This window comes from Mesorhizobium sp. M0960 (assembly GCF_040319055.1).
Lineage (GTDB): Bacteria > Pseudomonadota > Alphaproteobacteria > Rhizobiales > Rhizobiaceae > Mesorhizobium.
The window spans coordinates 221,067-244,928 of the sequence record NZ_JAMYNN010000005.1; the positions used below are offsets into that span (position 1 = coordinate 221,067).

The following is a 23,862-nucleotide window of genomic DNA, read 5'->3' on the forward strand; positions in this document are numbered from 1 at the left end:
GGAGGTTATTGTGGCAAGAAATCCCAAGGTCGCTTTCATCGGAGCTGGCTCGACGGTGTTCATGAGGAACATCGTTGGTGACATATTGCAGCGTCCGGCTTTATCCGGCGCGACGATCGCACTGATGGACATCAATCCGCAAAGACTTGAAGAAAGTGCAATCGTCGTTGGCAAGTTGATCTCGACGCTTGGCGTAAAGGCCAAAGCCGAAACCTATTCGGACCAGCGCAAGGCGCTGGCGGGCGCCGATTTCGTCGTCGTCGCCTTCCAGATCGGCGGCTACGAGCCCTGCACGGTCACCGACTTCGAAGTTCCGAAGAAATACGGGCTGCGCCAGACCATCGCCGATACGCTCGGCGTCGGCGGCATCATGCGAGGCTTGAGAACCGTGCCGCATCTGTGGAAGATCTGCGAAGACATGCTCGCGGTCTGCCCGCAGGCTATCATGCTGCAATATGTCAACCCGATGGCGATCAACACCTGGGCGATCGCGGAGAAATACCCCGACATCAAGCAGGTCGGCCTCTGCCATTCGGTGCAAGGCACGGCAATGGAGCTGGCGCATGATCTCGACATTCCCTACGAGGAGATTCGCTATCGCTCGGCCGGCATCAATCACATGGCCTTCTACCTGAAGTTCGAGCATCGCCAGCCGGACGGCACCTATCGCAACCTCTATCCGGATCTGCTGCGCGCCTATAGCGAAGGGCGGGCGCCGAAGCCGGGGTGGAACCCGCGCTGCCCGAACAAGGTGCGCTACGAGATGCTGAAGCGCCTCGGTTACTTCGTCACTGAAAGCTCCGAACATTTCGCGGAATACACGCCCTATTTCATCAAGGACGGGCGCGAAGATCTGATCGAGAAATTCGGTATCCCGCTCGACGAGTATCCGAAGCGCTGCATCGAGCAGATCGAACGCTGGAAGGGGCAAGCGGAAGCCTATCGCTCGGCTGACAAGATCGAAGTGGAGCAGTCGAAGGAATATGCGTCCTCGATCATGAATTCGGTCTGGACCGGCGAGCCGTCGGTGATCTACGGCAATGTCCGCAACAATGGCTGCATCACGTCATTGCCATATAATTGCGCGGCCGAGGTGCCGTGCCTCGTCGACGCCTCCGGCATTCAACCCACCTTCATCGGCGACCTGCCGGTGCAGCTTACTGCGCTAATCCGCACCAATATCAACGTCCAGGAGCTGACGGTCCAGGCGCTGATGACCGAGAACCGCGAGCACATCTATCACGCGGCGATGATGGACCCGCACACGGCGGCTGAGCTCGACCTCGACCAGATATGGTCGCTGGTCGATGATTTGCTGGTTGCGCATGGCGATTGGCTGCCGGCCTGGGCGCGCGGAGCGCGCAGCGTTCGGGCGGCCTGAGGCGCAGGGCTGTCTATTTCACTCGCCTATGCCGACCATAAAGCCCGCTTTGAAAGCGGCGCGGCGTTGCCGGCCGATGTCTCGAAATCGAAGAGCTTCTGCGTCACCAGTGCAGCCGCCCCTCTTGCCCAGGAATTGTCCTCCCAGTCCAGCAGCATTGGCGGTGCTTGTCGAAAGGTGTTTTGCCCGAGCATCACCCGCATCGGGCCAAACAGCGCGTCGCCAAACGATACCGCTTCACCGCCGACAACAATGACCTCCGGGTCGGTGATGTTGACAAGATTGGCGAGATGCCGGCCGATGCCACGTCCGGCTTCTTCGAGAATGGCGACGGCTCGCGGTTCGCGGTCTGCCAAGGCTTCCATAAGGGTCGCTTTGCAATCCGCTTCGTCGTGCCCGGTGGCTTCGCGCCATGTGCGCAGGATCGCCGGCTCGGCGTAATAGGCCATCAGGCAGCCGCGTTTTCCGCACTCGCAAAGGCGGCCGTTCTCCTCATAGGAGGTGTGACCGAATTTGCCGGCAGCACCGTTCGCACCGCGATAGAGTTTGCCTTCGAAGACGAGCGCACAGCCGATCCCGACGCCGATCGCCAGCACCGCCATATTGCGGTGCTGGCGTCCGAGGCCGAAGAGTTGCTGGGCAATGGCGTAGGCATTGGTGTCGTCCTCAAGCCACACGGGGACGTCCACCCGTTCGGCCAGCATCGGGCCAAGGGGAACGTTGTCCCAGTTATAGCGATTGCTGCGGATACACACGGCCTTCTGGTTGTCTATAACGCCAGGCATTGAAACGCCGATCCCGGCAAGCTTGGCGCCGGGCCGATCGACAATCGCAATCAGCTCCGGCACCGCCTTGGCCAACGCCTTTGTAATACGGTCGGGATCGCTGTCCGAGAGCTTGACGCGCATGGAACCCAGCGGATTGGTCGCAAGATCGGTGACCACGCATTCGACCGACCCGACCATCAGCTTGAAACCTATGGCGAGGCCGTTTGCGTAGTTGATATCCACCGGGATAGGGCGGCGCCCGGCCGAGCCCACGACTGTCTTGCCCTCGATCAGCAGGCCATCCTCGATGAGGTCCGCCACGACGAAGGTGACGGCCGCCGGACTGAGGCCGGTAACGGACGCTATGTCGGCCCGGCTGCGCGGACCCTCCTGCCGCAAGAGATTGAGGATCAGTCTCCGGTTCATCGCCCGGGTCGTGCTCGGGTCACCCTTGAGCTTCACGGATTTATTCCTTAATTTTGTAAATTAATTATTGCCTCTCGATCAAACATATGCGTAAGTTTGCCCAACTGTTCAACACCCGAACCGGGGTTAACGAAAATAATCCGGTTCATACCGGCAGCCACCGCGCTCTGAAGGAGCGGGCAAGCATGTTGTCTTGCCCGGGAGATGCGTTGTCGGGTTCGCACAGCGCCGGGTGAGGGGGACGACCGCGTCGGCCGCGATGCCGGGCAGAATTAACAACAAGGGAGGAGTGACAATGACGTTCAAGTGGATCGAAAAGCCGTCGACGCGGCGCAATTTCCTTAAGGGAGCCGGTGGCGTTTCCGCCGCGGTGCTCACGGGCTTTCCAATGCCGGCACTCAGCCAGTCGAGCGAAGTCACCATCATTTCAGATGAAAACAATGCCGATGCCCTGCAGATTTTGCGGCGCATCGCGGCCGATTTCGAGAAGCAGTCAGGCACCAAAGTTGTGATCAACAACATGGATCACGAGGCCCACAAGACCGCGATCCGCAACTACCTTGTGGCCGGCGCGCCGGATGTCTGCTTCTGGTTCTCCGGAAACCGCATGCGTGCCTTCGTCAACCGCGGCCTGTTCGACGACATTTCGGATCTGTTCGAGAAGGAAAAATACAAGGACGTGCTGGGTGCTACGACCGGTGCCGTCACGGTCGACGGCAAGCAGTATGGACTGCCGACCGGCGGCACGATGTGGGGCATGTTCTATCGCAAGGACGTCTTTGCCGAGCACGGACTTACGGTACCGGCGACCTGGGACGAATTCCTCGCTTACGGCCAGAAATCCAAGGCCGCCGGCCTAATCCCCGTCAGCATCGGCACCAAGGAACTCTGGCCGGCGGCCGGATGGTTCGATCAGATGAACCTGCGCATCAATGGTCTCGACAAGCACTTCGCCTTGATGAACGGCAAGATGGCCTATACCGACCCGGCGCTGAAGCCTGTTTTCGACCACTGGGAGGAGCTGATCAGGCAGGGTTTCTTCACGCCGGATCAAACCTCGTTCGGCTGGCAGGAGGCCGGCGCCTTCCTCGCCCAGAAGAAGGCCGGCATGATGAACCTCGGTGCCTTCGTGAAGGCTACTTTCCCTGAGCAGGATCTCGAGCAGCTGACATTCGCGCCTTTCCCGAAGATTGACGCCGCCCTCGACCGCTACGAAGAATTCTCGGTCAATTCGGTCCACATCCCGGCCAACGCCAAGAACAAGGCGGGTGCCCGCGAGTTCCTCGCCTTCTTTTACCAGCCGGAAAATTTCGGCCCCTATCTGGAACCTGGCGGCAACGTTCCGCCGCGCAACGACCTTCCAGCCAGCAAGGACCCGCTGGTCAACGCGGCTGTGGAAAGCCTCAAGACGGTGGCCGGCACGTCGCAATATTACGACCGCGACACCGATCCCGACATGGCCCAGGCGGGTCTGGTCGGTTTCCAGGAATTCATGGCCAAGCCGGAGCGCCGGGATGCCATTCTTCAGCGACTCGAGGGAACCCGTCGCCGGATCTTCAAGATCTAGCGCCTCCCAGCCGAGGGGAGCGGGGTCTTGCCCGCTCCCCGATGCGTTCCGGTGAATGAGGTCTCCCAAAATGACGAAGCTTTGGCGCCGCCATCGCTGGTGGCTGACACCGACACTTCTGATCCTGCCCGCTGCTGTGCTGTTTTCCGTCGTCATTCTGGCCTCTGCGGTCGAGAGCCTATGGATCAGCCTGCACGAATGGGACGGCTTCAGCCCGATGGTCTGGATCGGCCTTGGCAACTACCGCGAATTGTTCGCCGACCCGCAGTTCTATGTTTCGCTGAAGAACAATCTGATCTGGCTGGTGATGTTCATGCTGGCGCCGCCGCTCGGCCTCGCCATCGCGCTGCTCGTCAGCCAGAAAATCCGCGGCATGCGCCTGCTCAAGTCGCTGTTCTTCATTCCGCTGGTGCTGGCTTCGGTTGCCGTCGGCGTTGTCTTCACCTGGGTCTATACGCCGGAATTCGGACTTCTCGCCCTGATCTTCCGCACCTTCGGCGCGACCGCCCCGGCAGTGCTGTCGGATGAAAACTTCGTCACCTTCGCCGTCGTGATCGCAGCGTTGTGGCCGCAGATCGCCTTCTGCATGGTGCTCTATCTCGCCGGCCTCAACAATCTCAGCGAGGACCTGATCGGCGCCGGGCGGGTCGACGGCGCCAGGGGCTGGAACATGCTGCGCCACATCGTGTTGCCGCAGCTGACACAGGTCACCTTTATCGCCATCGCTGTCACCGTCGTCGGCGCACTGCGTTCCTTCGACATGGTCTCGGTGATGACCAGCGGCGGCCCCTTCGGTTCGTCCGAGGTGCTTGCCTATCAGATGTTCGAGCAGTCCATCTTTTCCTACCGCTTCGGCTATGGCGCGGCCATTGCCTCGGTGCTGTTCGTGATCATGGCGGTCTTCATCGCCTGGTACCTGACGCGGATGATCCGCGCCGATGAAAGGGGCGGCTGATGTTTCCCCGCCCGATTCCCGAAACTGCTATTTGGCAGCGTCGCCTCTATGTCGTGCTGGTGGTCGGCATCCTGATTGTCTGGCTGGCGCCGCTCTTTGCCATCATTCTTACCTCGTTCCGCTCTACGCAGGATGTCATGGGCGGCAATCTGTGGGGCTGGCCGACCCAATTCGGCCTGGTCGACAACTACACGGCAGTCTTCACCCAGACGCCGATGGCCCGCTACTTCCTCAACAGCCTGACGATCACCATCCCCTCGGTGATCGGCGTTCTCATCTTGAGCACGCTCGCCGGGTTCGTGCTCGCCCGTTACCGATTTCGCGGCAACATGCTCGTCTTCGCCCTGTTCGTCGGCGGAAACTTCCTGCCGCACCAGATCATGATGATCCCGGTCCGCGATCTCATGGTGCGGCTCAACCTCTACGACACGATGTCGGCCCTGATCATCTTCCACATCGCCTTCCAGACCGGGTTTGCAACACTGTTCATGCGCAACTTCATCGCCGCCTTGCCGGGAGAGCTGTTTCAGGCAGCCAGGGCCGAGGGCGCGACACCGTTTCAGACATTGGTACACGTCGTCGTCCCACTGGTACGGCCGGCTCTCGCGGCGCTTGCCATCCTGCTCTTCACCTTCATCTGGAACGATTATTTCTGGGCGGTCGTGCTCACCATCAGCGATACCGTAAAACCGGTCACCGCCGGCCTTGCCAATCTGCGCGGCGAATGGGTCTCGGCCTGGAACTTGATCTCGGCTGGAACCATCGTCGTGGCTTTGCCACCAGTCGCCATGTTCTTCCTTATGCAGAAGCACTTCATCACCGGCCTCACAATGGGAGCGGTCAAGGGATGAACGACAATGGCTTCAAGGCGTCGCCCATCCGATTCGAAACCGATTTTGCAAGCAGGGCTCCATGACCAGTCTTGAACTCCGGCAGATACAAAAGAATTATGGCACCTATCATGCACTGCGCGGCATTGATCTCAGCGTCGAACAGGGCGAGTTCATTGTCACCGTCGGGCCGTCCGGTTGTGGCAAGTCAACGCTGTTGAAGATCATTGCCGGGCTTGAAACCGTTTCGACCGGTGAAATTCTCATCAACAACCGTGATGTCACCACCACCGAGCCGGGTGAGCGCGGCATTGCCATGGTTTTTCAGTCTTATGCGCTTTACCCGCATATGACCGTCGCCGAGAACATGGGTTTCGGCCTGCGCATGGCGCATCGCCCCAAGGCCGAGATCGATGCCGCCGTGCTGCGAGCCGCCAAGATCCTTCGCATTACCGACCAGCTCGACAAGCGGCCGAAACAGCTTTCCGGCGGCCAGCGTCAGCGTGTGGCGATTGGCCGTGCCATAACCCGCTCGCCCGACGTGTTCCTGTTCGACGAACCGCTATCCAACCTTGACGCAGCGCTGCGCACGCAGATGCGCGTCGAGCTTTCCGATCTGCACGCCAGGCTCGGCGCCACCATGGTCTATGTCACGCACGACCAGACCGAGGCGATGACAATGGCGAGCCGTATCGTCGTGCTCAATCGCGGCTCGGTCGAGCAGGTGGGCGCTCCGCTCGAACTCTACCGCAATCCGGCCAATCTCTTCGTCGCGGGCTTCCTCGGCGCACCCCGAATGAATTTTTTCGAAGTGACCGTCGCCGCTGTCTCCGGCGGCGCCGCCACGCTGTCGACCGCCGGTCTTTCTCCTTTGGCTGTCGAACTGACGGAAGCGGCATCCGTACAGGTCGGCGATAGGGTGACAATGGGGATTCGGCCGGAGAGCATCAGCCTGGCCGCGGAAGGGACAGCGAGTTTTGCAGGACGGGTGCGGCTGGTCGAGCATCTCGGCCGCGAGACCATCCTCTATGCCGACGCCGGCCCGCTGCAATGCGTCAGTTCTGAAAGCGGCAGCGGCAACTTCACCGTCCAGATCGGCCATGCGAGCGCTGTCTCTGCCGACGCGACCGTCGGCTTAAAGGTCGAGCCGCGTGACGTCTATCTCTTTTCCTCTGTCGATGAGCGGACCATCAGTGCCCGTAAACCCACCATCACCGACTGACCTGCAGGAGTATCCTTCGTGAACAAGACTTCAAACGGCCGCGCCCTGTCGGTCTGGCGGACGATCCAGACCGACCGCTTTCTGGTCGGCGCGCCGCATTACCCCGAGCATGTGGACGAGAGTTACTGGGACAATGACGCCAGGCGCATGGCCGAGGCCGGCTTCAACGTCGCCCGCCTCGGCGAATTCGCCTGGCACATTTTCGAACCGCGTGAAGGCACCTTCGATTTCGACCTGTTCGACCGGGCAATCGAGGGCCTCGCGCGTCGCGGCGTCAACACGATCCTGTGCACGCCGACCGCCACCCCGCCGCGCTGGCTGACCGCAAAGCATCCGGAAATCCTGCGGCTTGATGGAAATGGCCGGTCGATGGGCCACGGCTCGCGCCAGTATGCCGACACCAGCAGCCCGGTGTTTCGCGACTATAGCCGCAAGATTACCAGGGCGATGGCGGACCACTACCGCGACAATGCAAATGTCATAGGCTGGCAGACCGACAACGAACTCAACACCAGCATGCCGGAATCCTATTCGCCGTCGGCATTGAAGGAATTCCAGGCTTATCTCCAGGAAACCTACAAGACGATAGACAGGCTGAACTTCGCCTGGGGTGGCGATTTCTGGGCGACGGCTTACGGCGATTTCAGGGAAATTGTCTTCCCGCTGGATTTTTCCCCGTCCTTTCCCGGTCCCGGTCACCTCCAGGACTACCACCGTTTTCTCGCGTTTTCGACAGCACGGTTCCAGCACGACCAGGTCGAGATCCTGAGAGCCACGAATGCCGGTTGGTTCATCTTCCACAATCTCGGCGGATTGCGCGATATCGATTTTCGAGGCCAGTTCTCCACCGATCTCGACTTTGTCGGCTACGATATCTACCCGTTCCTCTATGACGAGTTCTTTCGCCTCGGCAACCACGCCAAGATCCAGGCACTGCATCTCGACATCTGCAGGGGATTTTCCGGCAACTACATAGTGCCGGAACAACAGTCGGGTTTTGGCGCCCAGCCGGGCTTCTGCACGCTGACGCCGGAGCCGGGCGAAATGCGACGCATGGCGATGTCGTCGGTTGCGCGTGGCGCCGATGGCATCATGTTCTTCCGCTGGCGTCCCGCGCATTTCGGCGCCGAGATATACTGGATGGGCATCATCGATCACGATGATGTCGCTCGCCGCCGCTATGACGAAGCGAGGCAGTTCGCCACCGAGATGATGGCGCTTAAAGACAAGATCCTAGGCACCCATGTGCGGATGGATGTCGGCATCGCCGGCTCGGACTTCGACAATCAGGAAGCCCACAAAACCTTCCCGATCGGCTTGCCAAGCCCGCAGGACGACGCAACCTTGCTGCATCAGTATTGCTATGACCGCGGCATCGCCTGCGGCTTCATCCACCCGGAAGACGATCTGTCGAAGCTCAAGGTGTTCTACGTGCCGCATTGGGTGATCTGGAAGGACAGCTGGACCGAGCGGCTGCAAGTCTTTGCCGAAAATGGCGGTACCGTCATCGTTGGCGCGCGCACGGGAACCCGCGACGAAAACAACCACGTCATCCGCGAGACAGCGCCGGGCCGGTCGCTGTCGAAGCTGACCGGTGTTCGCGTCGAGGATTTCGGGCGGCTGGCGGCACCTGGGGCCAATGGCCTGTTCAACACCATGTCGCGCTCCGGCGGGCTCGTCATTCCCCCTGACAGACCGGCCGAATCCAGCCGCCGCATCCGTCGTTATACCTTCGGCAACCACGAGTTCGATGCCGGTTATTTCTATGAGAACCTCGCAGTCGAACCGGAAGTCGAAATTATCGGGGTTTGGTCGAACCGCTACGCGGTGGGAGCGCCTGCAATCACTTCCCGCGCCGTCGGCAAGGGCCGTGTGCTCTATGTCGGCACCTACCTGACTCCGGAACTGACGGCTCAGCTCGCAACCCGCACTTTCGCCGACGCGAACGTGGAGCCTCTGGTTCCGGATCTGCCGGACGGCGTCGAGGTGACGATGCGCGAGAATGATGAACGCCAGCTTCTGTTCATGCAAAACATCAAGGACACGCCGGTTGCGGTAACCGGCGTTCCCGCCGGCAGCAACCTGCTCGACGGCAAAAGGCCTGTCTCCGGAGTGCTGACCCTGGACGGCTATGGCTGTGCTATCATCGAATTGATCTGAGCGTTGTCGCGGACGTTAGCCATACGAAACCTGAGTACTCTTTTGATCCTGGAATTCGACCGGCATCGGCAGCACGCCGGCATCGATCCACATCGAACCGGCGCTTAGACATGCGCAAGGAACGGCCGGCGCACTGCTGTTGCTCCCATTCAACGACGGCAGTTACACTACGGGCGCGACCATCGAGATCGATGGCGGCATCTCGTTTCATCGTTGTGAGCGCCATGAATTTCGACATCCCCGTCCGCACCGAGGCCTTCCGCAGCCGGATCGCCGATTTCGTCGAGCGCGAAATCCTGCCGCTCGAGGCAGACAAGGCTTCCTATGACGGCCATGGCAACATCGCGCTGCCGCTGCTCGAAACGCTGCGGCCAAAGGCGAAGGCGGCTGGCCTGTGGTGCCTGCAGTTGAAACCCGAGACTGGCGGGGCGGGCCTTTCCAAGGTGGATATAGCTGTCTGCTATGAGGCGATGAACCGCTCGATCTTCGGTCCGGTCGTGTTCAATTCCGCGGCTCCCGACGACGGCAACATGATGGTGCTGGAACGGTTGGGGACGCCGGAGCAGAAACAGAGATGGCTGAAGCCGATCGTCGATGGCAAGGTGCGCTCGGCTTTCGCAATGACGGAACCGCATCCGGGCGGCGGGTCGGACCCGTCGATGATCATGACCAGAGCCGAGCGGCGCGGCGACAGATATGTCGTCAGCGGCCGCAAATGGTTTATCACCGGGGCGCAAGAGGCGAGCCATTTCATCCTTGTCGCACGCACCTCGCACGATCCGCGTCACGGCCTTTCGGCCTTGCTGTTCCACAAGGACCAGCCGGGCTGGCGGATCCTGCGGCGCATCGAGATCATGGGACCGGAGGAACATGGCGGCCATTGCGAGCTGGAATTCGACGGGCTTGAAATCCCGGTCGAGGACGTGCTTGCCGGCGAAGGCAGCGGCCTCAGGGTTACCCAGGTCCGGCTCGGTCCAGCGCGGCTCACCCATTGCATGCGCTGGCTCGGCCTTTCCAAGCGCTGCATCGAAATCGCGCGCGCTTATGCCGCCGAGCGTAGCGGCTTCGGGCAGCTTTTGGCCGACCGCGAGAGTATCCAGCTGATGCTCGGCGACCTTGCCATGCGCATCGAGATCGGTCGCTTGCTGGTGATGAAGGCGGCCTGGGAGCTCGATCGCGGCGGCTTTGCCCGCAAGGAGGTCTCCATGGCCAAGATCCAGGTCGCCAACGTGCTGCATGACGCTGCCGACGTGGCGATCCAGATCAACGGCGCCCGTGGCTATTCGAAAGACACTGTACTCGAATGGATCTACCGCTACGCCCGCCAGGCTCGCCTGGTCGACGGCGCCGACGAGGTTCACAAGATGGTGCTCAACCGCTTCCTCAACGAGGAAGGTACAGGCTTCTGGCGCTGGCATGTCGAAGCCGGCACGCAAGATGACACAGGTCGCGGCGGGAACCGCTGAGCCGGCAATGAGGACGGATTTCGATCCAGCAAGCCTGCAGGATTTTCTGAGAGCGCATTTTGGCGATGGCCAGATGTCGCTTGAGCGGATCGTCGGCGGCCAATCCAACCCGACCTATTTCGTCGACTACGGCGGCCGCCGCATGGTGCTGCGCAAGAAACCTCCGGGACCGATCCTGCGCGGCGCTCATGCCGTCGATCGCGAATATCGGGTGATCGAAGCGCTAGCGGCGACAGAGGTGCCGGTGCCACGGCCGGTGCTCTTTCACGACGGCGACGAGCCGCTCGGCACGCCGTTCTATCTGATGCAGCGGCTTGACGGCCGGGTGTTCCACGATGGCTCGTTGCCGGGACTGGCGCCGGACGAGCGGCGCGGCATCTATTTTGGCATGGCCGAGGCGCTGGCAAAGCTGCACGCAGTGCGGCCGGAAGAGGTCGGGCTCGGCGATTATGGCCGTCCCGGGAACTATTTTGAACGACAGATCGCGCGCTGGACCAGACAGTTGCGGGAATCGCCGAGCGAGCGCATCACCGCGCTCGAAGCCGTCGCCGAATGGCTGCCGCGACATCTTCCGCCAGATGACGGCCACGTCTCGATCGCGCATGGCGACTTCCGTTTCGGCAATCTCATCTTCCATCCCGAGCGGCCCGAAGTGATCGGCATACTCGACTGGGAGTTATCGACGCTTGGCAATCCGCTTGCCGATCTCGGCTTCTGCTCGATGCCCTGGCATTCCTCGCCTGACGAATATGGCGGCATCTTCGGTCTCGATCAGGCAGCGCTCGGCATTCCGACACAGCGCGAATTCCTCGATCATTACTTCGCCCACGCGGTGCCGACGGCGCCGCTGCAGCGGTTCCATCTGGTGTTTGCCATGTTCCGCTTTGCGGTGATCTTCGTCGGCATCGCCGACCGCGTGCTGGCCGGCAGCGCGGTTGCGGCCGATGCGGCCGACGTGGCACCGCTGGCCGGCCGTTTTGCTGCACGCGCCATGGAAGTCATCGACGGCGCGCGGCCCTGGTGAGGAGAGGCTGGCAATCGGCTAAGCGAGCCGCACGCGATACGCGTTCAGTTCATTCGAACTTCCGGTTCCGCCAGCAGCGGAATCTCCAGGCCACGCCGCAAGCCGGTGGCGACGACCGACACCCTGAATTTTCCGGCGAGTGCCTTGTCGAAGATGGCGCCGACGATGATGTCGGCATCGTTGTCGACCTCCTCGCGGATGCGGGTAGCCGCTTCATCGACCTCGAACAGCGTCATGTCCATGCCGCCCGATATCGAGACAAGGACGCCCTTGGCGCCCATCATCGAAGCTTCGTCGAGCAGCGGGTTGGCGATTGCCGCTTCCGCCGCCTTCCTGGCACGGCCTTCTCCGGCGGCCTCGCCGGTTCCCATCATGGCGCGGCCCATGTCGCGCATCACCGACTTCACATCGGCGAAGTCGAGATTGATCAGCCCTTCCTTGACGATCAGATCGGTGATGCAGCCGACACCTGCATAGAGAACCCGGTCGGCCATGGCGAATGCGTCGGCGAACGTGGTTCTGGCGTCGGCGATCCTGAACAGGTTCTGGTTGGGGATGACGATGACGGTATCGGCGCTTTCGCGCAGGCGCTCGATGCCGTCATCGGCAGCGTGCATGCGGCGCCTGCCTTCGAAGACGAATGGCTTGGTGACGACGGCGACGGTCAGTATTCCAGCTGCCCGCGCTGCCTGCGCTATAACAGGCGCGGCACCTGTTCCGGTTCCACCTCCCATGCCGGCGGTCACGAAGCACATATGCGTTCCAGCAAGGTGATCCATGATCTCGTCGATGGATTCCACGGCCGCGGCACGGCCGACCTCGGGCAGGGACCCGGCCCCCAGACCTTCGGTGATATGAGCGCCCAACTGGATCAGCCTCGTTGCCTTCGACATGGCAAGGGCCTGGGCATCGGTGTTGGCGACGATGAATTCCGCGCCCTGCAGGCCTTCGGCGATCATGTTGTTGACGGCGTTGCCGCCGCCGCCGCCGACCCCGACGACGGTGATCTTAGGCCTCATCTCCGAGATTACCGGCCTCGTCGCGGTGTTCATTGCCGTTCTCCCTGGATACGCCGAGTGGTCGCTGGAAGCTTGTCCCGGGCGCACTGCGAAAACTTTGAACCGGGCAGTGCGAATCAGAACAGCCCAGAATGCAGGGAATCAGAGCGCGGAGCGGGCTGCAAGTGCGCGATGTGCCTCTTAGGCGACTTGCGCCTGAAAGTTCACGCAATGCGCCTCAGATCGTGGCGCGGGCGCCGCACGCTACAACTTCGGCGCGAGGCGCTGCGCGACATGATCGGCAATCGCCAGGCAGGAGGTCAGGCCGGGGCTTTCGATGCCGAACAGGTTGAGCAGGCTGTCCACGCCATGCACCGCCACGTCCTGGATGACGAAGTCGGCATTGGCCTCACCGGGACCGGACAGTTTTGGCCGGATGCCGCTATAGGCGGGCTGCAGGCTGCCATCGGCCAGGTCCGGCCAGTATTTGCGGATCTCGCTGTAGAAGCGCTCGCCACGAGCTGGATCGACGCGATAGTCGAGTTGATCAGTCCATTCGACGTCCGGCCCGAAGCGGGTGACGCCGTCGAGATCGAGCGTCAGATGAACACCGAGTCCGCCTGGTTCGGGTACTGGATAGATCAGCCGCGAGAAGGGCGCCCGGCCGGCCACCGAAAAATAATTGCCTTTGGCGTAATGGAGCTTTGGCACGAACTGCTGATCTAGCCCTTCAAGCGAGCGGGCAAGCGCTGCGGCGCTAAGCCCGGCCGCATTGACGAAGCGTGTGGTAGCGATCTCGAAGCGCTCGCCGCCGGTAGCGTCCACCGTGTCGAGCACGACGCGGCCCGCTTCGATGCGGCCGGCGGCGACGCGGGTGTTGAGGCTGAGTGCCGCCCCGTGCTCCTCGGCATCAGCCAGCAAGGCAAGCATCAGGGCATGGCTGTCGACGATCCCGGTGGCCGGCGACAGCAGCGCCGCCGTACACTTGAGGCTGGGCTCCAGCGCATGTGCCTCGGCTTCGCGCAACGGCACCAGGTCGCCGGCGCCGCAAGCGCGCGCATTGGCCCGGATCGAGGCGAGCACCGGCTCCTGTTCGGCATTCGTAGCGACGATGAGCTTGCCGCAGCGCAAATGCGGGATCGCACGCTCGTCGCAGTAGCGATAGAGCCTTTCCCGGCCCGCCACGCAGAACCGGGCTTTCAGCGATCCAACTGGATAGTGGAGGCCGGCATGGATGACCTCGGAATTGCGCGAACTCGTCCCGGTGCCGATGGCGCTCTCGGCTTCCAGCACCAGCGTGTCGATGCCGCGCTGCGCCATCTCTCGCGCGATCGCCAGGCCAACGACGCCGGCGCCGACGACAATGCAGTCGACACGGTCCACGATCAGGTCAAGCCGAAGTTCTGCATGCGTCCATCCATCCGCTGGCCCTGTCGAAAGCGCTTGACACTATATCGTTCGAGAAAGATGCATCAAACCGCATAATGCACGGGGACCTGCCGAGCCGGACCGGCGGCGGAACTGTTTCTGCGTGCAGCACAGGAGCCGTCATGGACGCACGACCGAATTCGCCCGAAGCCCGCGACATAAGCTATCACATGCATGGCTACACCAACGCCCGCAAGCATCAGGAGGCAGGGCCGCTCGTCATCGAGAAGGGCGACGGCATCTATGTCGAGGACCTCGCCGGCAACCGCTATATCGAGGCAATGGCCGGGCTTTGGAGCGTCGCGGTCGGTTTTTCGGAGAGGCGGCTGGTCGATGCGGCGGTACGGCAAATGTCGAAGCTGCCTTACTATCACGACTTCGGCTCCAAATCGCATTCGCCGCTGATCGATCTCGCCGAGAGACTGGTGCAGATGGCGCCGGTGCCGATGAGCAAGGCGTATTTCACCAATTCCGGCTCCGAGGCCAACGATACGGCCATGAAGATGATCTGGTACCGGTCGAATGCGCTCGGCCAGCCGGCGCGCAAGAAGATCGTCAGCCGCAAGAAGGGCTATCACGGCGTCACCATTGCCTCGGCGAGCCTGACCGGACTGCCCAACAACCACATCTCGTTCGATCTGCCGATCGCCAATGTGCTGCATACCTCGACACCGCACCATTGGCGCGAGGCGCTGCCGGGTGAAAACGAAGAGCAGTTTTCGAGCCGGCTCGCCGACGAGCTGGAAAAGCTGATCCTGGCCGAAGGACCGGAAACCATCGCCGCCTTCTTCGGCGAACCGATCATGGGTGCTGGCGGCGTCATTGTTCCGCCTTCCGGCTACTGGGAAAAGATCCAGGCGGTGCTGTCGAGATACGACATCCTGCTGGTCGCCGACGAGGTGATCTGCGGCTTCGGCAGGACAGGTGAGATGTTCGGCTCGCAGACCTTCGGCATCAGGCCCGACATCATGGTGCTGTCGAAACAGATCTCTTCGTCCTATCTGCCGATCTCGGCCTTGCTGATCAACGACAAGGTGTTCCAGCCGATTGCCGACGAAAGCAATCGTATCGGCACCTTCGGCCACGGCTTCACCGGCGGCGGCCATCCTGTTGCGGCAGCGGTCGCGCTCGAGAACCTGAAGCTGATCGAGGAGCGCGACCTTGTCGGCAATGCGCGTGCGGTCGGCGCGCATATGCAGAAGCGGCTGCGCACGCTCGCTTCGCACCCGCTTGTCGGCGAGGTGCGCGGCATCGGCCTGATCGCGGCGGTCGAACTGGTCGGCGACAAGGCGAACAAGGCGCCGTGGGGGAAGACCGGTGAACTGGGCGGGCTCGTCAACGGCTTCATGCAGCAGAACGGCGTCATCTCGCGCAATATGGGCGATGCGCTGGCTTTCTGCCCGCCGCTGATCATCACCGAGCCGCAGGTCGACCAGGTGATCGACGCGTTTGAAAGATCGCTCGAGGCTGCCGTCAAGCAGGTCCGATCGCCAAGCTGATCGCGCTATTTAGCGATGCCGACCGCATCCGGCACGACGACCAGCTTGCCAACGAAATCCTTGGCGATGAAATCGGCTTGGGCGCGATGGAAATCGGACAGCTTGTAGACGCCGCCGACCAGCGGCCGGATCTTCTTCTCCTCGATGTAGCGCACGATGCGGCGGAAATCCGCCCGTGTGCCCTGGCTCGAGCCATGCAGTTGCAGCTGTTTCAGATACATGGTGCGCAGATCTAGCTGCACGACGGGGCCGGCAATTGCACCAGCCGTGGTGTAGCGGCCTTCCGGCCTCAAGATGCGCAGGAGGTCGTTGAAGATCGCGCCGCCGACCAGATCGGCGACGACGTCGATCGGCTGGCCCCCGGTCGCCGCGCGAACGGCGGCCGGCAGATCGGCAACGCCACGGGTGATCACCGCCTCGGCGCCGATATCACGCACCGCCTTTTCCTTGCCCTTGCCGGCAATGGCATAGGGAATGGCGCCGCGTGCCCGCGCCAGCTGCACGATGCCTGAGCCGACGCCGCCCGAGGCGCCGGTGACCAGCACCCGCTCGCCGGCTTTCAACGCGGCGCGTTCCAGCATCTGCTCGCCGGTGAGATAGGCGCAGCAGAAAGTGGCAAGCTCGACATCGGTCAGATCGGTATCGACGACATGGGCGTTTTCGGACGGTACTGCCTGGTATTCGGCATAGCCGCCGTCGCGGCCATGGCCCATATAGTCGATGTCGGCGAGTGAATCGTCGTCGCGATTGTAGATGGAGAAATCGACCATCACCCGCTCGCCGATGCGAGCCGGCGACACGCCGTCGCCGACGGCAACGATGTTGCCGACCGTGTCGGTGCCCTGGATGCGCGGGAAGGTCAGCGTATTGCCCTGTCGACGCCAGGTCGACACAGCGGCGGCATCCTCCTCAGTGCCATACGCGCCCTGTCGCACCCAGACATCGGTGTTGTTCATACCGCAAGCGGTGACCTTGACCAGCACCTCACCCGGGGCGGGCGAGGGTACTTTGACGTCGGTGCGGTAGACGAGCTTTTCCGGTCCGCCGTGCCCGATCAACTGCACGGCGGCCATGGTGGCGGGGATGGTCTTGGTCATGGCATTCATGTCGGTTCTTCAGATGTTGGCATGTCGGTTCTTCAGATGTTGGCAAACACGCTCTTCACCGCATCGGCCGTCTTGGAGACGACGATGTCTGCCTCTTCCCGCGTCAGGCAGAGCGGCGGCGCAAAACCGAGAATGTCGCCCTGCGGCATGGCGCGGCCGATGACGCCGCTTGCCGCAAGCGCGGTCGCGATCTGCGGACCGATCTTCTGCGAGGCATCGAAGAACACGCGATCGTTCTTGTCGGCGACGAACTCGATTGCCGCCAGCATGCCGTCGCCGCGCACCTCGCCGACGTTTTTGTGGCCACCGACGGCTTTCGTCAGCTCGGCGCGGAAATAGGCGCCGGTCTCGCCGGCGTTCCGTACCAGGTCCATCTCGTCGATCAGTTCCAGGTTGGCGACGCCGGCGGCGACGCAGATCGGATGCGCCGAATAGGTCCAGCCATGGCCGAGCGAGCCGAGCTTGTCGGAACCCTGCACCAGCACCTGCCAGACCTTGTCGGAGACGATGACTCCGGAGAGCGGCGCATAGGCCGAGGTCAGGCCTTTGGCGATGGTAATCAGGTCGGGCTTGATGCCGTAATGGTCGGAGCCGAACATGGTGCCCAGCCGGCCGAAGCCGGTGACGACCTCGTCGGCAACCAGCAGCACGTCGTACTTCTTCAGCACCGCCTGGATCTTCTCCCAGTAGCCGGCCGGCGGCGGCACGATGCCGCCGGTGCCGAGGATCGGCTCGCCGATGAAGGCGGCGACCGTTTCCGGCCCTTCGGCCAGGATCATCTCCTCGAGCTTGTCGGCGCAGTATTGCGAAAACTGCTCCTCGCTCAGCGAGCGGTCGGCGCGGCGGAAATAGTAGGGCGCCTCGGTGTGCAGGACCGGCGCACGCGGCAGGTCGAAGGCGTTGTGGAAAAGGTCGAGGCCGGTCAGCGATCCGGTCATGATGCCGGAGCCGTGATAACCGCGCCAGCGCGAGATGATCTTCTTCTTCTCGGGCCGGCCGAGCACGTTGTTGTAGTACCAGATCAGCTTGATGTTGGTTTCGTTGGCGTCGGAACCGGAGAGGCCGAAATAGACCCTCGACATGCCTTGCGGCGCGCGGTCGATGATCATCTTGGAAAGCGTGATCGATGCCTCGGTGCCGTGGCCGACATAGGCATGGTAATAGGCGAGGTTCTTGGCCTGTGCGGCGATGGCGTCGGCGATCTTCTGGCGGCCATAGCCGACATTGACGCAGTAGAGCCCGGCGAAGGCGTCGATGCTCTTCTTACCGGTATTGTCCCAGATGGTGACGCCTTCGCCACCGGCAATCACACGCGTCGGGCTCTCGCCACGCGCATGGGTGCCCATATTGGTCGAGGGATGGAAGAAGTGATCGCGATCCCAGGCGGCGAGTTCGTTTGACTGGTCGAGCATTTTTTTACTCCTGAGAAAAATGTGTCGGGCGCGGCTCACGCAACGTCGAGGCAGAGATATTTGAGATCGGTAAAGGCTTCGAGCCCGTGACGCGAGCCCTCGCGGCCGATGCCGGACTGCTTGACGCCGCCGAAGGGGATCGGCGCGCCGGTGATCTTGACGCGGTTGATGGCGACCATGCCATAGTCGAGCGCGCGACCCATGCGCAATTGCCTGCCGCCATTCTCAGTCACGACATAGGCAACCAGGCCGTATTCGGTGGCGTTGGCGCGGGCGATGACCTCGTCCTCGCTGTCGAAAGGCGTCACTGCCGCAACCGGACCGAAGGTCTCCTCGCGCATGATCAAAGCGTCGTCTCCAACGTCGGCAAGCACGGTCGGCTGGTAAAACAGCGGCCCGGCCGGATGGCGCTTGCCGCCGGTCAGGCAGCGCGCGCCTTTGGCGAGCGCATCGGCCACCTGCTCCTCGACCTTCTTGGCGGCGCGTTCATGCATCAAGGGTCCGATTTCGGTGTCGTCAGCCAGGCCATTGCCGGCCCGCAATGCCTGGACGCGTTTGGCGAAAGCAGCGCAGAACCGATCGTATAGCGGACGCTGGACATAGATGCGGTTGGCGGCGAGGCAGTCCTGGCCGGAGGTGGCGAATTTGGCGTCGACCGCGATGGCCACAGCCTTGTCGAAATCGGCGTCGGCGAAGACGATCAGCGGCGCATGACCGCCGAGCTCCATCACCAGACGCTTCATCGTCGGCGCACTCTGCGCGGCGATCAACCTGCCGACCTCGGTCGAGCCGGTGAAGCTCATGGCGCGAACGCGCGGGTCTTCGCACATCCGCCCAACGATGGTCGAAGCCTTGCCGGTGAGGACGTTGAACACGCCAGCCGGCAGGCCGGCACGTTCGCCAAGCTCGGCCAGCGCCAGTGCGGACAGCGGCGTTTCCGAGGAAGGGTGCGCGGCGATGGTACAGCCGGCGGCAAGAGCGGCTGCCGCCTTGCGGGTCAGCATGGCCGCTGGAAAATTCCACGGCGTGACCACGCCGACGACGCCGAGCGGCTCGCGCCGCACCATCATCTCCGCGCCCGGCAGATGACTGGTGACGCTTTCGGCGTTGAGGCGTTTGGTCTCCTCGGCATACCATTCGACAAAAGAGGCGGCGTAGTCTATCTCGCCGAGCGATTCCTTCAGCGGCTTGCCTTGTTCTAGCGTCATCAGCAGCGCCAGGTCATTTTTGGCGGCGATGATCAGATCGAACCATTTGCGCAAGATTTTCGAACGTTCCTGCGGCAGCAATGCGCGCCAGGCGGGAAAGGCGCGCGATGCCGCATCGATCGCCGACGTCGTCTGCCGGGCATCGAGCGCGGCAACGAAAGCGACGGTGGATCCGGTGGCCGGATCGGTCACCTCGAAACTCTCCGCGGTCTCGCTTGCCGTCCAGTGGCCATCGACATAGGCGAGTTCACGCAGCAGCCGTCGGTCGGCGAGGCGATCAAGCGCTTCATGGCGCTGCGAGCGGGCAAAATGTGCGGACATCATCGGGCTCCCGGTTCGGGTGACGCCGCAAGACTATCTCTGCCGCGCAAACAGAGAGGCTGTTTCGGTGCCTGCACGTAGAGAGATTGTCTCTATTGCATCGCCCGGGCAGACGATCTCTCCTGTATCAGGAAGATGCGGGCAGCAGATCGGCCACTGGCAGCACACTCTCCTCCTTCACCGTCTTGGTGACGATGTAGGTGAAATAGCGGTCTATGCCGATCTCGCGTTCGAGCAGAGTGTCAACCAGCCGCTGATAGGCGTCGATGTCGCGCGCCATCACCTTCAGCAGGTAATCGACGCCGCCACCGACAGACCAGCAGGCGACGATCTCGGGGATGTCGCGGATGACGCGCTCGAAACGGTCGAAATCGGCTTGGCGGTGGCTGGCCAGCGTCACCTCCATCAGCACGGTGGCGACCGGCGCGATGGCACGCATGGCGATCCTGGCGTGATAGCCGGAGACGATGCCGGCCTTTTCCAGCTTGCGCAGCCGCATCCAACACGGCGTCGGCGACAGGCCGACCTTCTCGGCCAGCGCCAGCTTGGTGATGCGCCCGTCGCGCTGGATGGCGTCGAGGATTTTCAGGTCGATCGGATCGAGTTTCGCTGCAGCCATGATCGTCCACTTCCAGTGCCGGACACCATGATGGCGCATTATTTCGATTGTCAATTGCACTGATTTCGATCTCTAATAAGTCATGACATTATGGCGACCAGATCCCGCTCTTATCCGGCGGCCGGCCTACCAATCGCTCGCCGACCAGTTCGCGCGGGCCATCCATGACGGGCGCCTGGCCAATGGCGCCCGGTTGCCGACGCACCGGCAGCTGGCCGACGATCTCAAACTTTCCGTGCAGACGGTCAGCCGCGCCTATGAGGAACTGATCCGCCGCGGGCTGGTGTCCGGCGAGGTCGGCCGCGGCAGCTTCGTGCAGACGCAGCGCCGCGAGCCGGAGCCGCCCTATTTGCCGGAGCGGCTGGGTGAGGTCATCGACCTCTCTATCCTGAAGCCGGTCTGCGAACCGATGCATCTGGAGCGGCTGAAGCAGGCGCTGGGCTGGCTCGCCGAAAACCTGCCGTCGAGCTCGGCGCTGTCGTTCAGGCCGAACATGGTGTTCCCGCGCCACCGCGCGGTGGGTGTCGAGTGGCTACGCTTCTGCGGCCTCGACGCGTCGCCGCAGAACATCAGCCTGACCAACGGCGCCACCGCAGGGATGACAGTGGCGCTGATGAGCGTGGCGCCGCCCGGTTCGACCGTCGCCACCGAGGCGATCGGCCATCACACACTGATCCCGCTGGCGCGTTATCTCGGTTTCAACCTCGAGGGTTTGCCGATCGACGACAATGGGCTGATCCCGGAAGCGCTGGACGAGGCCTGCCGGCTGTCGGACATCCGCGCGGTGTTCGTGCAGCCCTCGGTGATCAACCCTACGGCGACGCTGATGGACGCCGCCCGGCGCGAACAGATTGCCGCCGTTGCGCGCAGGCATGACATCGCCATTATCGAAAACGACGTCCTCGGCCCGCTGGTCGAGGACCGGCCGCCGCCGGTCGCGGCGTTTGCACCCGAGCGCACGCTCTACGTCACCTCCTTCACCAAGATCGTGGTGCCGGGCCTGCGCATCGGCTATCTCGCGGCACCCGATCGTTATGTCGCCGCGGTTGCCAACCGCCACCTCGTCTCGAACTGGATGGCGACGCCGCTGGTGGCCGAGATCGCCACCAAATGGGTGACCGACGGCACCGCGATGGAACTCGTTCGATGGCAGCGGATGGCTTTGCGGCGGCGTCTGGACATCGCCGCCGAGGCGCTCGCCGGAGTGGACTATCGGGCTCATCGCGACGGGCTGCATGTCTGGCTGCAACTGCCCGATGATCGCGGCGAGGAAGGCTTTGTTTCCCAGGCCCGCCTGCAGGGCGTGGCGATCGCGCCCGGCACGTCGTTTCGCATTTCGCAGATGCCTTGGCATCCAGCCGTGCGGATTTCGCTGGGCTCGACCACGGAGGGGGAACTGCGTGCCGGTCTCGGCGTTGTCACCAAGCTTCTGCTCGGCGATCCCGAGCATCTCCTGCTTGCGATCTAGGCAACAATTGGCGGGGAATTGTGCGGAGTCCGAAATATTGTCATGATATTATTTTCTTGATTGACATGATTTGCCGCGATCCGCATCGTTAAAGGTACAGCTTCTCCAGCACGGGAAATTCATTGTCGGCGCCCATCATCAAGATCGACGGCATTTCGAAAAGCTTCGGCACCTTCAAGGTGCTGGATGGCCTCTCGATGCAAGTCATGCCCGGCGAGAAGCTGGCGCTGATCGGCCCGTCGGGTTCGGGCAAGACGACGATCCTGCGCATCCTGATGACGCTCGAGCGCATTGACAGCGGCCACATCCAGGTCGACGGCGAGCAGTTGTACCATATGGAGCGCAACGGCCGGCTGCTGACGGCGGATGAACGGCATTTGGCAAAGATGCGCCAGAAGATCGGCATGGTCTTCCAACTGTTCAATCTGTTTCCGCACAAATGCGTCATCGACAATGTGACGCTGGCACCGATGCTGACCAAAGCCATGCCGCGGGCCGCCGCCGAAAAGCGGGCGATGGAGCTGCTCGACATGGTCGGCATGGTCGACAAGGCCAAGGCGATGCCGGCGCAGCTTTCCGGCGGCCAGAAGCAGCGCGTCGCGATTGCCCGGGCGCTGGCGCTGTCGCCGAAGATCATGCTGTTCGACGAGGTCACCTCGGCGCTCGACCCGGAACTCGTCGACGAGGTGCTCAACGTCATGCGCAAGCTCGCCGCCGAGACCGATATGACCATGCTGCTGGTCACCCACGAGATGGGTTTCGCCCATGACTTCGCCGACCGGGTGCTGTTCTTCGATCGCGGCAGAATAGTCGAGGAAGGCAAGCCCGACGAGATTTTCCGCCATCCCAAACAGGAGCGTACGCAAGGTTTCCTGAAGAAGATCATTGCGGCCGGACATCGGGTCTGACTGCCATGCGAGGCGGCGACGCCTCAAGCAAGCCAAGAAGACAGACAAACAAGGAGTTGGGAACAATGAAGAAATTTGCCATTTTGGCCGGCGTCGCCGGTATTGCGCTGACGGCGGTGCTGGCCGCCTCGACGACCGGCTCGGCCGATGACAGCAAGCTCGAAGAGCTCAAGGCGCAAGGCTTTGCCCGCGTCGCCATCGCCAACGAGCCGCCCTATACGGCGGTTGCCGCCGACGGCAAGGTCTCGGGTGCGGCGCCTGACGTTGCCCGTGAAATCTTCAAACGCCTTGGCGTCAACGACATCGTCGCCTCTATCTCGGAATATGGTGCCATGATCCCCGGCTTGCAGGCCGGCCGTTTCGACGTCGTCACCGCCGGCCTGTTCATGAAGCCGGAACGTTGTGCTGCGGTCGCCTATTCGGAACCGGTGCTGTGCGACGCCGAGGCGATGCTGGTGAAGAAGGGCAACCCGAAGGGCTTCAAGAGCTACGAGGACGTCGCCAAGGACACCAGCGCGACGATCGGCGCACCCGGTGGCGGCACAGAGGAAAAGCTGGCGCTCACCGCAGGTGTGCCGCGCGAGCGCGTCATCGTCGTGCCGGACGGCCAGAGCGGCCTGAAGATGCTGCAGGACGGCCGCATCGATGCCTATTCACTGCCAGTGCTGTCGATCAACGACCTGGTCAAGAAAGCCAATGATCCGAACCTCGAAGTCATCGCGCCGGTGGTCGGTGCGCCGGTCTATTGCGATGGCGCGGCCTTCAAAAAGGGCGACGAAGCGCTACGTGATGCCTATGATGTCGAGCTGGCGAAACTGAAGAAGTCCGGCGAGTTCGCCAAGATCATCGAACCCTACGGCTTCTCGGCGGCGGCGGCGATGTCGACGAGCCGCGACAAGCTCTGCTCGGCGAAGTAGGCGCGTTCTTCCTTCTCCCCGTTGACGGGGAGAAGGTGGCCCGAAGGGCCGGATGAGGGGCGACGCCCAGCTTTTGACAGATTGGCTCTGCCCCTCATCTGCCTGCCGGCATCTTCTCCCCGTGAACGGGGAGAAGGACGCTGAAGTGATCGCCTCGCCAAATATTCAATGCGGAGCCCT

Annotated in this window: 19 protein-coding genes; 12 read left to right on the forward strand and 7 right to left on the reverse strand. The window is 62.4% G+C overall.

The window, feature by feature from the left end:
* Window positions 1–10: 10 nt before the first annotated feature.
* Entirely contained in the window at window positions 11–1,381 is a 1,371-nt protein-coding gene (locus NKH63_RS13405) for an alpha-glucosidase/alpha-galactosidase (protein ID WP_352484038.1), read from the forward strand.
* Between the two features lie 26 nt (window positions 1,382–1,407).
* Here NKH63_RS13405 and NKH63_RS13410 read toward each other — a convergent pair whose 3' ends face one another.
* Complete coding sequence (locus NKH63_RS13410; RefSeq protein ID WP_023720673.1) at window positions 1,408–2,610, reverse strand: ROK family transcriptional regulator; 1,203 nt, start codon at window positions 2,608–2,610, stop codon at window positions 1,408–1,410.
* 259 nt (window positions 2,611–2,869) lie between these two features.
* Between NKH63_RS13410 and NKH63_RS13415 the strand changes: the two genes are divergently transcribed.
* The 7 genes from NKH63_RS13415 to NKH63_RS13445 all read left to right on the forward strand — a co-directional run bounded on the left by NKH63_RS13415 (window position 2,870) and on the right by NKH63_RS13445 (window position 11,798).
* Window positions 2,870–4,141: an ABC transporter substrate-binding protein gene (locus NKH63_RS13415; protein WP_023720672.1), complete on the forward strand. Its 1,272-nt coding sequence runs from the start codon at window positions 2,870–2,872 to the stop codon at window positions 4,139–4,141.
* A 70-nt stretch (window positions 4,142–4,211) separates the two neighbouring features.
* Window positions 4,212–5,096 (forward strand): carbohydrate ABC transporter permease, encoded by an 885-nt coding sequence (locus NKH63_RS13420; protein ID WP_023720671.1) that lies wholly within the window; start codon window positions 4,212–4,214, stop codon window positions 5,094–5,096.
* Complete coding sequence (locus NKH63_RS13425; protein WP_352484037.1) at window positions 5,096–5,947, forward strand: carbohydrate ABC transporter permease; 852 nt, start codon at window positions 5,096–5,098, stop codon at window positions 5,945–5,947. The genes NKH63_RS13420 and NKH63_RS13425 overlap by 1 nt, the downstream gene beginning before the upstream one ends.
* 61 nt (window positions 5,948–6,008) lie before the next feature.
* Complete coding sequence (locus tag NKH63_RS13430; protein ID WP_352484036.1) at window positions 6,009–7,148, forward strand: ABC transporter ATP-binding protein; 1,140 nt, start codon at window positions 6,009–6,011, stop codon at window positions 7,146–7,148.
* An 18-nt stretch (window positions 7,149–7,166) separates the two neighbouring features.
* Window positions 7,167–9,308, forward strand: a complete 2,142-nt coding sequence (locus NKH63_RS13435) for a beta-galactosidase (RefSeq protein ID WP_352484035.1) — start codon at window positions 7,167–7,169, stop codon at window positions 9,306–9,308.
* Between the two features lie 224 nt (window positions 9,309–9,532).
* Window positions 9,533–10,774, forward strand: coding sequence for an acyl-CoA dehydrogenase family protein (locus NKH63_RS13440; RefSeq protein ID WP_352484065.1), 1,242 nt, complete (start codon window positions 9,533–9,535; stop codon window positions 10,772–10,774).
* Between the two features lie 7 nt (window positions 10,775–10,781).
* Window positions 10,782–11,798 carry a phosphotransferase family protein gene (locus tag NKH63_RS13445; RefSeq protein ID WP_352484064.1) on the forward strand — a complete coding sequence of 339 codons (1,017 nt, stop codon included), beginning with the start codon at window positions 10,782–10,784 and terminating at the stop codon, window positions 11,796–11,798.
* Between the two features lie 44 nt (window positions 11,799–11,842).
* On the opposite strand, the gene ftsZ is transcribed toward NKH63_RS13445, so the two are convergent.
* Window positions 11,843–12,850: a cell division protein FtsZ gene (ftsZ, locus tag NKH63_RS13450; RefSeq protein ID WP_352484034.1), complete on the reverse strand. Its 1,008-nt coding sequence runs from the start codon at window positions 12,848–12,850 to the stop codon at window positions 11,843–11,845.
* A 210-nt stretch (window positions 12,851–13,060) separates the two neighbouring features.
* The gene (locus NKH63_RS13455) at window positions 13,061–14,179 is read right to left on the reverse strand and encodes an NAD(P)/FAD-dependent oxidoreductase (RefSeq protein ID WP_352484033.1); all 1,119 of its coding nucleotides are present in this window, start codon (window positions 14,177–14,179) and stop codon (window positions 13,061–13,063) included.
* Between the two features lie 167 nt (window positions 14,180–14,346).
* Between NKH63_RS13455 and NKH63_RS13460 the strand changes: the two genes are divergently transcribed.
* Window positions 14,347–15,723 carry an aspartate aminotransferase family protein gene (locus NKH63_RS13460; protein WP_352484032.1) on the forward strand — a complete coding sequence of 459 codons (1,377 nt, stop codon included), beginning with the start codon at window positions 14,347–14,349 and terminating at the stop codon, window positions 15,721–15,723.
* Between the two features lie 5 nt (window positions 15,724–15,728).
* On the opposite strand, the gene NKH63_RS13465 is transcribed toward NKH63_RS13460, so the two are convergent.
* The 4 genes from NKH63_RS13465 to NKH63_RS13480 form a co-directional block, all read right to left on the reverse strand.
* The gene (locus tag NKH63_RS13465) at window positions 15,729–16,829 is read right to left on the reverse strand and encodes an alcohol dehydrogenase family protein (protein ID WP_352484031.1); all 1,101 of its coding nucleotides are present in this window, start codon (window positions 16,827–16,829) and stop codon (window positions 15,729–15,731) included.
* A gap of 32 nt (window positions 16,830–16,861) precedes the next feature.
* Complete coding sequence (locus NKH63_RS13470; RefSeq protein ID WP_352484030.1) at window positions 16,862–18,241, reverse strand: aspartate aminotransferase family protein; 1,380 nt, start codon at window positions 18,239–18,241, stop codon at window positions 16,862–16,864.
* Between the two features lie 35 nt (window positions 18,242–18,276).
* Window positions 18,277–19,770 carry an NAD-dependent succinate-semialdehyde dehydrogenase gene (locus NKH63_RS13475; protein WP_352484029.1) on the reverse strand — a complete coding sequence of 498 codons (1,494 nt, stop codon included), beginning with the start codon at window positions 19,768–19,770 and terminating at the stop codon, window positions 18,277–18,279.
* Between the two features lie 127 nt (window positions 19,771–19,897).
* Window positions 19,898–20,389, reverse strand: coding sequence for an Lrp/AsnC family transcriptional regulator (locus tag NKH63_RS13480; RefSeq protein ID WP_352484028.1), 492 nt, complete (start codon window positions 20,387–20,389; stop codon window positions 19,898–19,900).
* An 82-nt stretch (window positions 20,390–20,471) separates the two neighbouring features.
* On the opposite strand from NKH63_RS13480, the gene ehuR reads away from it, so the two are divergent.
* The 3 genes from ehuR (at window position 20,472) to ehuB (ending at window position 23,682) form a co-directional block, all read left to right on the forward strand.
* Window positions 20,472–21,857: a MocR-like ectoine utilization transcription factor EhuR gene (gene ehuR, locus NKH63_RS13485; RefSeq protein WP_352484027.1), complete on the forward strand. Its 1,386-nt coding sequence runs from the start codon at window positions 20,472–20,474 to the stop codon at window positions 21,855–21,857.
* Between the two features lie 122 nt (window positions 21,858–21,979).
* Complete coding sequence (gene ehuA, locus NKH63_RS13490; protein WP_023720656.1) at window positions 21,980–22,765, forward strand: ectoine/hydroxyectoine ABC transporter ATP-binding protein EhuA; 786 nt, start codon at window positions 21,980–21,982, stop codon at window positions 22,763–22,765.
* Window positions 22,766–22,830: 65 nt separating this feature from the next.
* Entirely contained in the window at window positions 22,831–23,682 is an 852-nt protein-coding gene (gene ehuB / locus NKH63_RS13495; protein ID WP_352484026.1) for an ectoine/hydroxyectoine ABC transporter substrate-binding protein EhuB, read from the forward strand.
* Window positions 23,683–23,862 lie beyond the last annotated feature (180 nt).

Excerpts from the sequence above, each read along its gene's own strand:
- NKH63_RS13415 (WP_023720672.1), top strand. The coding sequence starts at position 2,870 with ATGACGTTCAAGTGGATCGAAAAGCCGTCGACGCGGCGCAATTTCCTT.
- NKH63_RS13420 (WP_023720671.1), top strand. The coding sequence starts at position 4,212 with ATGACGAAGCTTTGGCGCCGCCATCGCTGGTGGCTGACACCGACACTT.
- NKH63_RS13425 (WP_352484037.1), top strand. The coding sequence starts at position 5,096 with ATGTTTCCCCGCCCGATTCCCGAAACTGCTATTTGGCAGCGTCGCCTC.
- NKH63_RS13430 (WP_352484036.1), top strand. The coding sequence starts at position 6,009 with ATGACCAGTCTTGAACTCCGGCAGATACAAAAGAATTATGGCACCTAT.
- NKH63_RS13440 (WP_352484065.1), top strand. The coding sequence starts at position 9,533 with ATGAATTTCGACATCCCCGTCCGCACCGAGGCCTTCCGCAGCCGGATC.
- NKH63_RS13445 (WP_352484064.1), top strand. The coding sequence starts at position 10,782 with ATGAGGACGGATTTCGATCCAGCAAGCCTGCAGGATTTTCTGAGAGCG.
- ftsZ (WP_352484034.1), bottom strand. The coding sequence starts at position 12,850 with ATGAACACCGCGACGAGGCCGGTAATCTCGGAGATGAGGCCTAAGATC.
- NKH63_RS13460 (WP_352484032.1), top strand. The coding sequence starts at position 14,347 with ATGGACGCACGACCGAATTCGCCCGAAGCCCGCGACATAAGCTATCAC.
- NKH63_RS13465 (WP_352484031.1), bottom strand. The coding sequence starts at position 16,829 with ATGAATGCCATGACCAAGACCATCCCCGCCACCATGGCCGCCGTGCAG.
- NKH63_RS13470 (WP_352484030.1), bottom strand. The coding sequence starts at position 18,241 with ATGCTCGACCAGTCAAACGAACTCGCCGCCTGGGATCGCGATCACTTC.
- NKH63_RS13475 (WP_352484029.1), bottom strand. The coding sequence starts at position 19,770 with ATGTCCGCACATTTTGCCCGCTCGCAGCGCCATGAAGCGCTTGATCGC.
- NKH63_RS13480 (WP_352484028.1), bottom strand. The coding sequence starts at position 20,389 with ATGGCTGCAGCGAAACTCGATCCGATCGACCTGAAAATCCTCGACGCC.
- ehuR (WP_352484027.1), top strand. The coding sequence starts at position 20,472 with ATGACATTATGGCGACCAGATCCCGCTCTTATCCGGCGGCCGGCCTAC.
- ehuB (WP_352484026.1), top strand. The coding sequence starts at position 22,831 with ATGAAGAAATTTGCCATTTTGGCCGGCGTCGCCGGTATTGCGCTGACG.